The organism is Clostridium sp., assembly GCF_016650095.1.
Taxonomy (GTDB): Bacteria; Bacillota; Clostridia; order Clostridiales; family Clostridiaceae; genus Clostridium_AD.
This window is the reverse complement of record NZ_JAENWL010000059.1, coordinates 1-13,587: the sequence shown is the minus strand read 5'-3', so window position 1 is coordinate 13,587 and position 13,587 is coordinate 1. Positions and strand designations below refer to the sequence as shown.

Annotated in this window: 12 protein-coding genes, 1 pseudogene and 1 other annotated feature; of the genes and pseudogenes, 2 read left to right on the top strand and 11 right to left on the bottom strand. The window is 31.4% G+C overall.

The genetic code is table 11. The features are described from left to right. The 4 genes and pseudogenes from JJE11_RS05660 to JJE11_RS05645 all read right to left on the bottom strand — a co-directional run. Positions 1–960: pseudogene (locus JJE11_RS05660) on the bottom strand (cell division protein FtsI); the annotation flags it as partial. A 114-nt stretch (positions 961–1,074) separates the two neighbouring features. Beyond that, entirely contained in the window at positions 1,075–1,851 is a 777-nt protein-coding gene (locus JJE11_RS05655; protein ID WP_291633486.1) for a protein-glutamine gamma-glutamyltransferase, read from the bottom strand. 47 nt (positions 1,852–1,898) lie between these two features. Further along, on the bottom strand, positions 1,899–2,657 hold the full coding sequence (locus JJE11_RS05650) for a hypothetical protein (RefSeq protein WP_291633485.1): 759 nt from the start codon (positions 2,655–2,657) through the stop codon (positions 1,899–1,901). A 176-nt stretch (positions 2,658–2,833) separates the two neighbouring features. After that, positions 2,834–3,265 carry a hypothetical protein gene (locus JJE11_RS05645; protein WP_291633482.1) on the bottom strand — a complete coding sequence of 144 codons (432 nt, stop codon included), beginning with the start codon at positions 3,263–3,265 and terminating at the stop codon, positions 2,834–2,836. A 202-nt stretch (positions 3,266–3,467) separates the two neighbouring features. On the opposite strand from JJE11_RS05645, the gene JJE11_RS05640 reads away from it, so the two are divergent. Both JJE11_RS05640 and JJE11_RS05635 read left to right on the top strand, forming a co-directional pair. Beyond that, on the top strand, positions 3,468–4,655 hold the full coding sequence (locus JJE11_RS05640) for an MFS transporter (RefSeq protein WP_291633480.1): 1,188 nt from the start codon (positions 3,468–3,470) through the stop codon (positions 4,653–4,655). A gap of 27 nt (positions 4,656–4,682) precedes the next feature. After that, positions 4,683–5,309: an ankyrin repeat domain-containing protein gene (locus JJE11_RS05635; protein WP_291633478.1), complete on the top strand. Its 627-nt coding sequence runs from the start codon at positions 4,683–4,685 to the stop codon at positions 5,307–5,309. Positions 5,310–5,347: 38 nt separating this feature from the next. On the opposite strand, the gene JJE11_RS05630 is transcribed toward JJE11_RS05635, so the two are convergent. From JJE11_RS05630 to zwf, 7 genes are all read right to left on the bottom strand, one after another. Then, a complete protein-coding gene (locus tag JJE11_RS05630) occupies positions 5,348–6,775 on the bottom strand; it encodes a cation:proton antiporter (protein WP_291633476.1) in 1,428 nt (475 codons plus the stop codon). 157 nt (positions 6,776–6,932) lie between these two features. Then, positions 6,933–8,114 carry an iron-containing alcohol dehydrogenase gene (locus JJE11_RS05625; protein ID WP_291633474.1) on the bottom strand — a complete coding sequence of 394 codons (1,182 nt, stop codon included), beginning with the start codon at positions 8,112–8,114 and terminating at the stop codon, positions 6,933–6,935. 18 nt (positions 8,115–8,132) lie between these two features. After that, positions 8,133–9,050, bottom strand: a complete 918-nt coding sequence (locus JJE11_RS05620) for a ketopantoate reductase family protein (protein ID WP_291633472.1) — start codon at positions 9,048–9,050, stop codon at positions 8,133–8,135. 32 nt (positions 9,051–9,082) lie between these two features. After that, complete coding sequence (locus tag JJE11_RS05615) at positions 9,083–9,982, bottom strand: PHP domain-containing protein (protein WP_291633470.1); 900 nt, start codon at positions 9,980–9,982, stop codon at positions 9,083–9,085. Between the two features lie 198 nt (positions 9,983–10,180). Continuing rightward, positions 10,181–11,038 carry a 4-hydroxy-tetrahydrodipicolinate synthase gene (gene dapA, locus JJE11_RS05610; protein ID WP_291633468.1) on the bottom strand — a complete coding sequence of 286 codons (858 nt, stop codon included), beginning with the start codon at positions 11,036–11,038 and terminating at the stop codon, positions 10,181–10,183. 87 nt (positions 11,039–11,125) lie between these two features. Further along, positions 11,126–11,387: a binding site (T-box leader), on the bottom strand. A 66-nt stretch (positions 11,388–11,453) separates the two neighbouring features. After that, positions 11,454–12,083, bottom strand: coding sequence for a cyclase family protein (locus tag JJE11_RS05605; RefSeq protein ID WP_291633466.1), 630 nt, complete (start codon positions 12,081–12,083; stop codon positions 11,454–11,456). 12 nt (positions 12,084–12,095) lie between these two features. Then, positions 12,096–13,587: glucose-6-phosphate dehydrogenase (gene zwf, locus JJE11_RS05600; protein ID WP_366927910.1), on the bottom strand; the 1,492-nt coding region annotated here is incomplete at its 5' end.

Below are 13,587 nucleotides of genomic sequence, written 5' to 3'. Positions count from 1 at the left end.
TCCCTTAAGATTGCTTTCCAGCGCAGCTTCAATTCCAGAAACCCCCACATAATCCGCACTTATATCATAACCCTTTGCTGAATATTTCGCCTGATCTGCAGAGCTTATTTTACTTATATATCCTAGTACTGATGAAGCAAGTTGTCCATAGGGATATTGCCGCGTAGGCTGACTTTCCACTTTAATACCATCTAGTTCTGAGAGACTTTGCTCGAATATAAGGGCTGTGTCTTTCTTTATATTAGTTGCTATATTAATTGATTTGTATGAAGAAAAAAAGTTCATTTTTATACCATCTTTTACAATTAAATATTTTCTTATTGTGGCCGGAGTTTCCTGTATATGCAAACTCGAAACTCCTTTTATAACGCCATACGCCTTAAGAAGTTCATTATAAATTTGCTCAGGAGTTAATTTCAAAAGTTCATTATTAAGCTGAGTAGCTTCATCTGTGGTTAAATCATCTTCTTTCTTATTTTCAAATTTTGCTTTCAAGATATTATCTTGAAGCCCTCTATCTTTTAAAAATCTTAACTTCAAGATTTTTATTGCCTTAGGATCACTCGAACTAAATTCAAATCTGAATGGTGCAATTTTTAAAGGAAAGCTATCTGTCTGAGCTTCTCCATTTTCATCCAAAATTTTAAATATTTTTTGTAGTGTTGTAAATATCTGTGTACCAGCCACAGTTGAATTTGTATATGTAAGATTATACCCTGGTACTACAGTTGCAAGTCCAATTCCGTTTTTATCTGTTATGAGACCTCTTGGTGCCTCTACAGTCATAATATTATTAACGTTCGCTTTTACCATATCCTTGTAATATTGTCTATTTAATACTTGTATGTCATATAATTTCCCAATTATTATTGAAAACATAGCTATCATAATTACAAATAGAACATTGTACCTGTTAAATTTCTTTTCCTTTTCCATTTTATCACCATTATAAACTTTCATTTGTATGTACACATCTTTTCTTATAAATTATTATTATTTTAACTATTATATCATGAATTTTTGATGATATTCTTAACACGTGTAAAAATTAACAAATATAACACAATTTGAATTTTAATTTGTAGTTGAAGAAAGAAATCTATAATATATAGCGGCTAAATATTTAAAATCCAGACGTGCAGCCGAGTCTAATAAATAAGCGGATTTTTTTGCTTCCTCTACTCTATATTCATTTAATGCAACAATTATATCATCAGCATTTCCGATTCCTATGCCATGTCCGAAATAAATTCCCTTACCTAAATCTATAACATTTTCTCCTTGCCATTGGGGCTTTACAGGATTTACATCAGGGTTATAAAAGTATCTTCTATCCCCTGGTAAATAATCACTTCGTTTTTCTAAATAACCTACCTCCTCAAGCATATCGTCTATGTAATGCCAATTCATTAACTGTATTTCGGGAAATAACTCATTGAAAGGTTTCTCAGAAAATATATTAAGCAACGCTTGATAATAAATAATAATCATTGCAGTAGCACATTCAGTACCATATTTATAACTATTTATAGAAATATCCTCAATAGCATCACTAGGAGTTATTCCTTTTTTTAATATAAATCCACCTTCATCAGTACGATTCCAATAATCAAGGTTACACATTGATTTACGAAAGGTTTTAAAGACCATATTGCCATTTTTGAGTTTAATAGCCGCAATAACAATATTTTTTCGCACTTTTAGCTCAAACTGCAATTGCTTTAATGAATCATATTCATAACGTTCTTTACTTAAATCCATTATAGTAATGATATCTCTTTCAATACCTTTTTCTTTATATTCATTTGTAAAAGTATCAACTTCAACATTATTGCTAGAAATTATAATCATTTATTACCCTCCAATATCCTTTATATTGAGTTTAAATATATCAATTGTTAACCTCTTAACCTAGTTTCTGCAATTCGTATTTGATTAGTTATGGAATTGTTAATCCATGAATTCCAGAAATATATGTTTTCATTATGAATTTTTAGTGAGCATGTTGCTAGCAGCAGTTTGTTATCTTCGTCTACTTTATTAAAATAACCCAATATTCTTTTTTCTTTTTCAGTGTATGGTGTGAAAGGTTCTCCAGTATAAAGTGATACCCGTCTGTACAGATATTTAGCATCTAAAGATGTAATATAGGGCATTGGCTTACTGGTTCTCTGAAAACTTTCCCCCGTAAAAGATAAAAACGGATAATTTTCTTCAATCCAATTAAATAAATCTATATATTGTTTTTTACTACCTTTTACCATAGTCATATTTATAGAAGGTACAAATTCCAAAAGTTTGCATGCTAGTTTAACATCATTTACGTCCTCAGAAACTAAATAATTTGCGATTAGCATTAAGCTATATGGATCTCTTGCTTGAAAAAATGCCCATATTAAATCATGAGTAAAAAGACCTACTCTGTTTCTAAAAAAAATCATATCTACTATAATAGGTAAAACTGTTTTATCCTTGTGAATTTTTATTAAGAGTATGGCAATAAGATCTGAAAATTCATCATTTTCATTGCTTAACCCATGCTCAGCTATTTCTCTTTCAAACATACCTTTCAAAACAGGATAAGCCATTTCTCCATAATTAGATGATAAATATTCAATTTTCGAAAAACTTGAGGTATTTATACTATCTAAACCCATATAATATCTCCTTTCATATTTTATTCTTGATTTTAATATATAAAGAGCACTATTATATAATATTATCAATCTAGCAAATATGTTAAAGATATTACTGAAATAAACAAAAAAATAAAAACAGATATTTTTCTTCATCTGCTTTCTTCTTATCTTCTATTTTCTGTTTTTGTTATTATTCAACTACCTGATATAACTTCATTCAATATTCTACTAGAATCACTAGTTAAGTAATCCAATGATACTTCTCCTCTTATAAATCTAAATTCACCTATTGTCATAAGCTCATCTTCTGTTAATTTTCCAGTTTTCAGTAAATACCGTAGCTGCATTTTATGTTGTTTTAAGTCTTCCAAAACTAACCCATCAGCAATCATTCTATCACCATCAAAATTCAATTCAAATATGTCCTCCCTCGAAAAATTTTCAAAGGAATTACTTTTAATAATCGGGAAAATTCTTACTAGTACATTACTTGTCGGGTTAACTTCGAAAGCATTGTACTTTGCATCAATATGTTCTTTTCTAATTATAAAAGCTTCAGCGTTCAAAGCATTACATTGAATTATTGAAGGCAACTTCTTTCTCAGGGTTACATGTCTCAATATCATAATTTTCTCCCCTTGTTAATACTTTTTTAAATTTAGTCTATTTTTACATAATATACAAATTCAATACCATATTACCATAAAACAACATTAAAATAAAGTTTAGCAATCAAATTTTCTCTAAATGCTTGAATAGATACTGTATAGGGGTATATAATAAAGCATGAAATGATATTTCGTCGATAAACAAAGAGGGGGAAAGATTTTGAAAGAAACAAATAAACAAAGATCAACTACCAATTTAACTAAATTAATGGCGGTGTCCGTTGGACATTTCACCAATGATTTTTATATGAACTTAATTCCACCTATTTTATTCTTATTTGTTCAAGAACTTGGTTTAAGTCTAGCAGAGCAGGCTTTCATTGCCTTTGTAATTACAAGTAGCGGTTCTTTTGCTCAACCAATTATTGGATATTTTGTAGATAAGAGAGGAAAGCCATGGCTTGTGATTTTTTCTTTAGTTTGGATTTCCTTTTGGATGTCTATGAGTGGAATAATCACAAATTATTATTTGTTGATTATTATACTAGGATTAGGTGCCTTAGCATCTGCCTTATTCCATCCATTAGGTTCTGCTATGGTCGTAAAGCTCGGAAAAAAATCAAGGGGTAAAAGTTTATCTGTTTTTATGACTATTGGAGGCTTTGCTGCCTCCGTATCTCCTATGATTGCTATTCCTATTGTAAAAGCCCATGGACTAAGGGTATTAGTATTTTTTATGGTTCCAGGTATTTTAGTTGCATTATTTATGTATCTGTCCCAGGTGCAAAATGTGGATATGAACCAAACGCAATTGAAGAACGATGAGAAACGTGGAAAATTTGATTTTCATTCTGCAAAGTGGATATCTGCATTAGTGTTTATTTCTACCAATAGAGTACTGGTTCGAATTTTCTTGGTTACCTTTGGTGTACAGATTATGCTATCGAAACAGGTTGATATTAAGATTGCAGGAGTGGTATTATCTGCTTATTTATTAGCTAATTCTCTTGGTACTATTATTGGAGGCTACTTAAATGATATAATAGGAAGTAAAAGAGTATTAGTTCTATTTAATGTACTAGCACCATTATGCATGGTTATGATTGTATTCACCACAGGTATACCTATGATTATTGGGTTTTTCTTTATGGGACTTACCTTAAGCGGATCTAATACAGCTAATATTGTAATGACCCACGAGTTAATGCCAGAAAATTTGAATGTTGCAACTGGATTAATTATGGGACTGTCTGGAGGGCTAGGAGGACTTTGTATGCTTTTATTCGGAAAAATTGCAGATATGCAGGGACTTATCACCAGTGCTTCTTATTTATTAATACCTTTAATATTGGTAACCTTAATTACTATTTTATTACCAAATGAAAAATCTATGGTAAATCAGAACTAAAATATTTATTAACAGGAGGTACACAACATGAAAATATTTGATAATTTATTCTCTGGAGAACCTAACTCTATTTATAGATCTATTGAAGAAGGCAACATAGATGAAACAAAGAATTATTTGAATGAACCTAAGGACTCAAACTCTGACTTTACAGTTGAAAGTATACTTCATTATGCTATTAACAATAGCGAAAAGAATTATTTTAAAATAATTGAGCTTTTAATAGATAACGGTGCTGATATTAACAGTCATCATAGTAAATTTTTAGAAACTCCTCTTCATAAACTTTGTGCGAGGATAACGCCTAAGATAGATGTAATAACTATGATCCTAAAAAAAGGAGCTGAAGTTAATGCACTAAATATATTAGGTAAAACCCCTGTATTTTACTGCAGCTTTAATTATTCTGTGGAGCTTTTGAATCTTCTTGTAAACTATGGAGCTGATATACATATAAAGGATAAATATGAAAATACACTTCTACACGATGATTATATCAATTGTTATGATGAACATTTTGAAGAATTTTTAAAAACTCTCATAAGTTTAGGCTTTGACATTAATTCAAAAAATTCTTCAGGGTTAACTCCCTTCGATCTTTGTGAGAATAAAAAAATCAAGGATATTTTGTTAAAATACAATGGAAATAAATAGAAAATAGACAGGATTTCATTCCTGTCTATTTTTATAATTTATCCATTTAATATTCTAAGTGTTTCATCCATATTGGAAGTTAATCCAGCTATTACTAACCTATCTCCCTTTAATATTTTTGTTTCACCATCTGGAAGAATTTCAACTCCATCCCTAATTATTTCAAATATTTTAAAGTCCGATGAGAATCTTAATTCTTTTAAAGTTTTATTATAAATTACAGGATTCAGGGGAACTATCTCCATAATAGATATTTTATTTTTTATTGAATTTTCTGTTTTATCTATACCCTCATACCTAAATATCTTATCAAAGCCAATAGGAAATAATATACATGATATTAAAACAATGAGTACAAATGCAGAATAATTTGAGGAATCCATAAATCCTAGGTTAAAAGCCATTTGTGAACCAACTATTAATAAGCTTAACTGAGATGATAGTATAATTCCACTAGATAAAGCTTTATTGTATCCAAACGTAAAAGTCATAATAAGGCAAGGAATTAATTTAACTATAAAAATCACAAACAAAAATATCGGAATATACAAAAGCGATCTAGGTTCTTTAAAAACACTTGAAAGATCCATATTAACTCCAACCATTATGAAAAATATTGGAATTAGAAATCCATATCCTATGATATCTAGCTCATATTTTAAGTCCTCCTTTTCCTTGTCTAATATGAATGTAAAGATGACTCCTGCTAAAAATGAACCTAACACTATCTCTGTATCAATTTTATGTGAAATTGTAACAAGTACTAGCATTAATGCAAAAGCTGCACGAACACCAATATGTAACCTGCTAAAAGCACTTGCAGATAAGTCTAATATACGTGAAAATCGTTTTATAATTCTATAAATTAACAGGGATGCTAAAAATAAAATAAGGAACAAGAAACTTTTATAACTTAATCCATTAGTCGTAGCTGACGAAATTATACTTAATGAAATTAGACATACAAATTCACATATTAATGAAAATATAAGTATTGTTTGACCATAATCTGTGTTTAATATTCCTCTTTCTTTTAAAAATGGTACAAGAAGCCCTGGTGCCGCAGCAGCAAATAAAACAGTAAAAAAAAGTATATTTTTAATGAGACCAACTTTATACAAAAGTGATGAAGATATATATGATACTAAAAGTGAAATTACAAACATGGAAATACACATTAAAATACGACGAATAACTTTTTTCTTTTCAGAACCCACTTTTATTCTATCGACATCTATCTCAAGCCCACTTAAAAACATCAGAAATGCTAATCCAAGCTCCGATATAAAACTTATCCAAATATCATCATGTACTAAGTTTAAGAAACTTTTACCTATTATGATTCCAACCAAGATTTCACCTACAACAAAAGGAATTTTGAACCTTTTGATAGAATTAATAATTAATGGTGTGATGAATGCAAAAATAGAAATAATTAATAGTGAATCATAACTTATATTTTCCATATTCTAATCACCTCTCTCTTGATAATTATATAATAATACCAAATTTCGTATAATTTATCAATAAATTCTCCCAAAACTATGTTTAATTTTACTTAATGTAGCCTTGGGAGCTTTTACTAAAACAATACTCTTATCACTAGTTACGAGGATCATTTTGTTAACGATTTGCCATTTTATAAATTTGATATACGTCTTCTCTGTCAAGTTCCTTAAAAGTACCAACCTTACGTTTTCCATAGAACACGCAACGGTCAGCCAATTCACCAAGTATTTCTTCGTTTTGCACACCTATCCCTAGTTCTGTAAAGCATGTCGGCATACCTAATGAGGTAAAGAAAGCAACAGTTTCATCCATTGCAGCAAGTCCTGTTTCTTCAAAACTGCTTTTCTCAATTCCCCATACCTGCTTTGCAAATCGAATAAAGCGTTCCGGTTTAGTTTGATAACAATATTTGGCCCATGAACCCCAAATTGCAGAGAGGCTAGCTCCATGGGCTACATCGAACTTACCGCTCAATTCATGACCAAGCTGATGAGGAGCAAAATCTATCGCCGCTCCAAGTCCAGTAAGACCGTTGTGTGATATACTACCACACCACATGATTTCGCTCAATGCCTGATAATCACGCGGATTTTTCATTGCAATTCTTCCGTTTTTAATCACAACACGCAAAAGCGACTCAGCTATTTCATCTGTAATCTCATTACCTTCTGTGAGAGTGAAATAGCGGTCCATCGTATGCATCATGATATCCACGATACCACAAGCAAGTTGATAAGCCGGTAACGTATAGAGTAGTTCAGGATTCATAATAGCAAACTGGGGACGATTAAAATCAGTATTTAATCCTCTCTTTGTACATGTCGCATCATCGGTAAGCACAGCTGAACCGCTTGTTTCACTCCCTGCTGCTGCAATTGTTAAAACCACGCCGACCGGTATACTTTTGTTAAGGACAGCCTCTTTCATCCAAAATTGCCAAATATCAGTTTCTGGATTAGAAGCACCATGTGCGATCCCCTTTGCAGTATCAATGACACTGCCGCCTCCAACTGCAAGTATAAAATTAGCATCAAATTCTTTTGCCTTTTCTACACCCATTCTTGCAAAAGACAATCGCGGATTCGGACACACACCACCAATAGCTGTAAATAAAAGACCACCTTCAGTGAGTGACTTCTCGATTCTCTCAAGCAGTCCACTTTTAACTACACTTCCCCCACCATAGACAATCAGCACACGAGAGCCACCATGTTTCTTAATTTCTTCCGCAGTTCTAAGTTCAGTGTTTTCCCCAAAAACAACTTCTGTTGGTGAATAAAAAGTAAAACTCTTCATATAATACCTCCTCCTAAATTAATATTGACCTTCTATAAATTTAATCCTATCATATAGCTTTCTATTTACAGGGGTAGAAATACCATATTTTTTACCTAGTTCTAATACCTCACCTGCAAATAACTCCACCTCACTATAGCGCCTTGCTTCCATATCCTGGCGCATTGATGGTTTTCCTTCTGGGCTTAATGTGCCTAATATTTCAAGCCAATAGTTTACATCTGCCACAGTTAAGTTAACTCCTGCCTTTTCAGACAAATTCATGACCTCTTCCATAGCTGAAATCATTGTGTTTCTTGCTTCTCCTTCTCTTTGAATTTCATCATAATCACTTTCATATACAGCAACAGTTTGATTTGCACCAACATTGAGCATAAACTTACCCCATTGCCTTTTGTACATATCCGTAACCGCCTCATATGGAAGTTCCATCTTTTCAAAAAACTCAGAAACCCTCTTCACTTTTTGTGATATAAAACCTGGTTCACGTTCTCCAACGCATAACATCCCCATATTATGGTATGTTAATTCATTCTCTTCTTTAACTGCATCCATTCCTTGTGCAACACAATATAAGATTTTATCCATTCCATAAGTTTCACCAATAATAGATTCACTTGTAATTCCATTTAATGCAGATAAAATAATAGTATGTTCTCCCACCTGATTCTTTACATCTTGTATAGCTTTTTTAAGGCCACTATATTTAACAGCAAATATTACTAAATCTACAGGTTCGCATATCTCCTCAGGTGTTGCATAATTAAAAGTGCAAAGTTCCCCATTGCAATATACATGATTGTTTTCATATTTTTTTATTCTATCTATGCCAGCAATAATTTTCAAATTTTCTTTTGGCATTTTCTTAGATAAATGATTTCCAAATAAGATTCCTAGTGCCCCGAGTCCTATAATTGATACAGTTTTGATTTCCATACTAGCTTCATCTCCTTCTTTCTCATAAAATTCTATAAATTAGTTTCATCACCAAATATTCTACAACTTGAAAGCCATTTTTCCGACGCTGCGTAAGGTATCCGTACTCCCGGTATGCTCTCCCCTAATATAACTTTAGGTTTAATTTTACCATGATAGTCACTTCCACCAGACACATAAAGATTGTGACTTTTGCAATAATCAAGAAGGAAGCCTGTTTGGTCCATTGTGTGAAGGGAATGATAACATTCAATACCATCAATAGTATTAAATGATACTATTGAGTTTAGAAATTCCTCATAATCCTCTGCATAGTAGACATAAAGATGTGCAAGAAATGACTTTCCACCTGCTTTTTTTATTACCTTGGTGATTTCTCTAATCGATGGGTAATTCTTTAATTGATTTAGGTAAAATGGACTGCTTTCATTGTTAACACAAGTTCTGTAAAATCCATTAACCCCTTTCCATACATCTATAGAAAAGTGTTTTTCATTTTCAGGGTATTTTTTTAAATTAAAATATAATACTTGTGTTGCAAAGTATTTTCCACCTGCTATAGATAGTGTATTGTCATATTTAATGCCTATATTTTTACAAATACCCATCATTGTTTTTAAGTACTGGTTTTCTCTTTCTAAAAATTTCTCTTCTGATACTATTCCTGTTTCCTCAATAGTTTTAAGATCTATACCATATGCTAGTATTTCAATAGGAGTGCCATTATGTGCAACTGAAAATTCGCATCCTGGGATAATTTTACCACTAAAGTAGTTATCTATTTTTACTTTCTCAAGCTTTTTATATGCGCCTATGGAATCATGGTCTGTAATCGATATATATCTTAGTCCTACTTCCTGTGCTTTAGTAAGTATTACTTCTGGTTCATCTGAACCATCTGAAGATGTTGTATGAATATGTAAATCTATCATTTTATCACTCCACTCCTTTCTGATACACTTGAATATAAATATCCATAACCTATAATTAATAATACACTAAAAAACATGAAAAATTAATAAAATAATTAAAAAGATTCCACCAATCTTAGTGGAATCTTTTTAATATAACCAATACCAATGTTACTATAACGTTTAATTGATCAATCAGATTATATCATTTACAGTTTTTTATATCAAATCCATTTTCTTCTTAAGTTCTTCCGTAATTTCCATAAGAGGAAGTCTTACTTCAGGAGAATTAATTAAACCTTTTTTATTTAAATAGTATTTAATAGGAGATGGATTGGGTTCTTCAAATAGCATTGGTATAAAGTTGTTAAGAGGTTTCCAGGCTTCTAATGCAGCTTTGTGGTCATTATTTTGAACATTATTATATACCTTAAAGAATTCTTCTGTTTTTATATGCGCAGAAGCTAGTATTCCACCGTCTCCACCAAGAAGTAAAGTCGAGTAAAATAATGCGTCTTCCCCAGTTAGTATTGAAAAGTCCTTTGGACGGTTTAATAGAAGCTCTGAGCTTTGATTAAAGTCACCGCAAGCATCTTTTATAGCAACTATATTTTTAAGTTCTGCTAATTTGTGTATAGTAGCGTTTTCTATATTTCTCCCTGTTCTATGCGGAATATTATACAGTATTATATTTAAGTCTGTAGCTTCTGAAATTTTTTGAAAATGAGCATAAATACCTCTTTGGTCTGGTCTGTTATAGTAAGGGCATACAGATAATATACCTTCAGCTTTATATTTTTCAACTAGCTTTAATTGGTTTACTACTTTAGCTGTATTATTTCCACCAAGGCCTATATAAACTGGAACCCTATTATTGTTATATTCCATTGTTTTTTCAATAATTTCTTCATATTCTTTATCATTTACAGTTGGAACTTCTCCCGTGGTACCTAATGGTATAAGTCCCGTTATTCCTTTTGATATATAATAATCTATCATCTTTTTATAGGCTTCAAAATCTACCTTATCATTTAAAAACGGTGTAACAATTGGCAACCAAATTCCTGATAAACTCATAATTTTTAATACCTCCATATAATTTATTTTTGTATTACGTGCTAAAAAAATGCAATAAAAAAACTCCCACCCCCAAGACTTATTCGTCTTGGGGACGAAAGATATATTTCGTGGTACCACCCCAGTTTATCAACATGTCACCATATTAATCTTTTTGAGTACGGCAAAGCAATTATCGCGAATACTCTAGCTCTAAAACGGGAGCGCCCGTCACAATCTACCCCTTACAATAAGGCTCGGTGTGAAGCTCAAAGACCTTTTTCAATAGATAGTTCTTTGTTCCTTCTCAGCCTAAGGGAACTCTCTGTAAAAGAATGCACATATTTACTCTTCTTATCATCGCTTGAAAAATCATTTTTTCTTATTATATTAGTATAAATAATTTTATATGTCAAGCTATTTAGAAAACTGTTGTTTAAAATACTAAGTCTTTTATTAAAACTACTCTAGCAGGAGCACCATCTACCCCTTTAATTTTAAGTGGTAAGGCACACATGAAATATTCAGACTCTCCAATTTCTTTTAACCTAACCCCTTCTATTATAGTTATTCCATTACTAAAAAGAATTTTATGAGTTTCATGATTCGGTTGGGCCCTTTCTATTCCAAAAGAATCTATAGCTACTCCAATTATTTCTTTTTCTGCTAGATACTTAGCTCCACTTTTTTCAAGAAAAACAAAATCGGGCTGGAATTCTTCCGTGAATGAATTTCTTGTTTTGAATAATAAGAATTCCCCTGACATAATGTTTTTATCCACAAGATCCTCTTTTGCTATCATATCTACTACATTTGTCATATCTATTACTCTACACTTTGTAATCACTTTATTTAAATCAATAGCATCAATGGTTGCACCCAGATCATCAACATGATACGGTGCATCAATATGAGTTCCTGTATGTAAGTTCATACACATGCTAGATTCATTAATACTATCCACTGGAATTTTCCTATCAAATTTAATTACTGGTCTTTTTTCCTCTATATTCTTGTATACTCCCATTTCTTTTTCAATAGTCATAGATATATCATAAATAATCATATTAATTCCCCCTTAATTTCCCATTACATTCCACCACTGTCTACCATCCTTCTCAATCAAATCTATTGCTTCCTTTGGACCTGAGGTTCCAGCGAAGTAATTAGGATAATTAGATATGTCATTTTTAAATTCATTTCCAATGCTTTCGATAAATTTCCATGAATATTCAAGTTCATCCCATCTAGTAAATAGTGATGCGTTATTTCTAATTGCTTCAAGTATTAGTCTCTCATATGCCTCTGGTGAATCATTTAAATACTTACAACTTTGACAATAATCGAGTTGAACCTTTTCCATTTTAAATTCACTACCAGGCTTTTTAGCATTTATCTGAAAGAAAAAACCTTCTTCTGGCTGAATTTTTAAAACTAAAAGATTGTGCGCAATATGATTAAACTCCTTATAATAATTAATTCCAGGAAGTTTTTTAAACTGAATTACTATCTCAGTTTTTTTTGTATCCATTCTTTTCCCTGCTCTTATATATATTGGAACTCCTCCCCAGCGGAAATTATCAATATAAGTTTTAAGTGCTATAAAGGTATCCGTATTTGAGTCCTTTGAAACTCTATCCTCCTCTCTATAACCCACAGCTATCTTACCATTAACAACGCCTTCCCCATATTGACCCCTAACAATGCTTTGCTTATAAGACTCAGCAGTAAAAGGTCTTAATGAACGTAATACCTTAACTTTTTCATCTCTTATAGATTCTGCTTCAAAGTCTACTGGAGGTTCCATAGTAATCAAAGTTAACATTTGTAATATATGATTCTGGAGCATATCTTTTAAGATACCTGCACTTTCATAATATGTACCTCTACTCTCAACTCCTAAAAGTTCATACGACGTAATTTGAATATTATCAATATAATTTGCATTCCATAATGGTTCAAATAATGAGTTACCAAATCTAATTGCTAATATGTTTTGGATCATTTCCTTTCCCAAATAGTGATCTATTCTAAATATATTCTCTTCATTTATGAGCTTTAATATATTATGATTTAAAATTCTAGCTGTTTCTAAGCTTGAACCAAAAGGCTTTTCGATCATTATCCTCTGCCATCCAGTGGCTTTATTAACCATATCATTATTTTTTAGTTTCCTAATTATCCCTTCAAAAAACTCAGGTGCAACGGCTAAATAATATAATCTTTTACCTCCAGTTAAATGTCTATTCTCCATTGTTTCCAAAAATGAATCTAAGTCTTTATATCCTTCATTATCCGAGTCATAATCAAACTTTTTATAGTGAATTCTCTTACTGAATTTATGCCACAACTCTTCATCTAAAGAAAATCTAGAGAATTCTTTTACTGATTCATACATTTCTTCTCTATATTCCTCATTTGTCTTTTCTCGTCTTCCAATAGATATAATTGTAAAATTTCCAGGTAATTTCTCCTCGTACATCAAACTAAAGATAGCGGGAATAAGTTTTCTTTTTGTTAGATCACCAGTTCCTCCAAAAATCACAAATATACTGGAAAGTTCTTTTTCC

Bases quoted from the DNA above. Each gene is read 5' to 3' on its own strand.
- JJE11_RS05655 (WP_291633486.1), bottom strand. From the start codon at position 1,851: ATGATTATAATTTCTAGCAATAATGTTGAAGTTGATACTTTTACAAAT.
- JJE11_RS05650 (WP_291633485.1), bottom strand. From the start codon at position 2,657: ATGGGTTTAGATAGTATAAATACCTCAAGTTTTTCGAAAATTGAATAT.
- JJE11_RS05645 (WP_291633482.1), bottom strand. From the start codon at position 3,265: ATGATATTGAGACATGTAACCCTGAGAAAGAAGTTGCCTTCAATAATT.
- JJE11_RS05635 (WP_291633478.1), top strand. From the start codon at position 4,683: ATGAAAATATTTGATAATTTATTCTCTGGAGAACCTAACTCTATTTAT.
- JJE11_RS05630 (WP_291633476.1), bottom strand. From the start codon at position 6,775: ATGGAAAATATAAGTTATGATTCACTATTAATTATTTCTATTTTTGCA.
- JJE11_RS05625 (WP_291633474.1), bottom strand. From the start codon at position 8,114: ATGAAGAGTTTTACTTTTTATTCACCAACAGAAGTTGTTTTTGGGGAA.
- JJE11_RS05620 (WP_291633472.1), bottom strand. From the start codon at position 9,050: ATGGAAATCAAAACTGTATCAATTATAGGACTCGGGGCACTAGGAATC.
- JJE11_RS05615 (WP_291633470.1), bottom strand. From the start codon at position 9,982: ATGATAGATTTACATATTCATACAACATCTTCAGATGGTTCAGATGAA.
- dapA (WP_291633468.1), bottom strand. From the start codon at position 11,038: ATGAGTTTATCAGGAATTTGGTTGCCAATTGTTACACCGTTTTTAAAT.
- JJE11_RS05605 (WP_291633466.1), bottom strand. From the start codon at position 12,083: ATGATTATTTATGATATATCTATGACTATTGAAAAAGAAATGGGAGTA.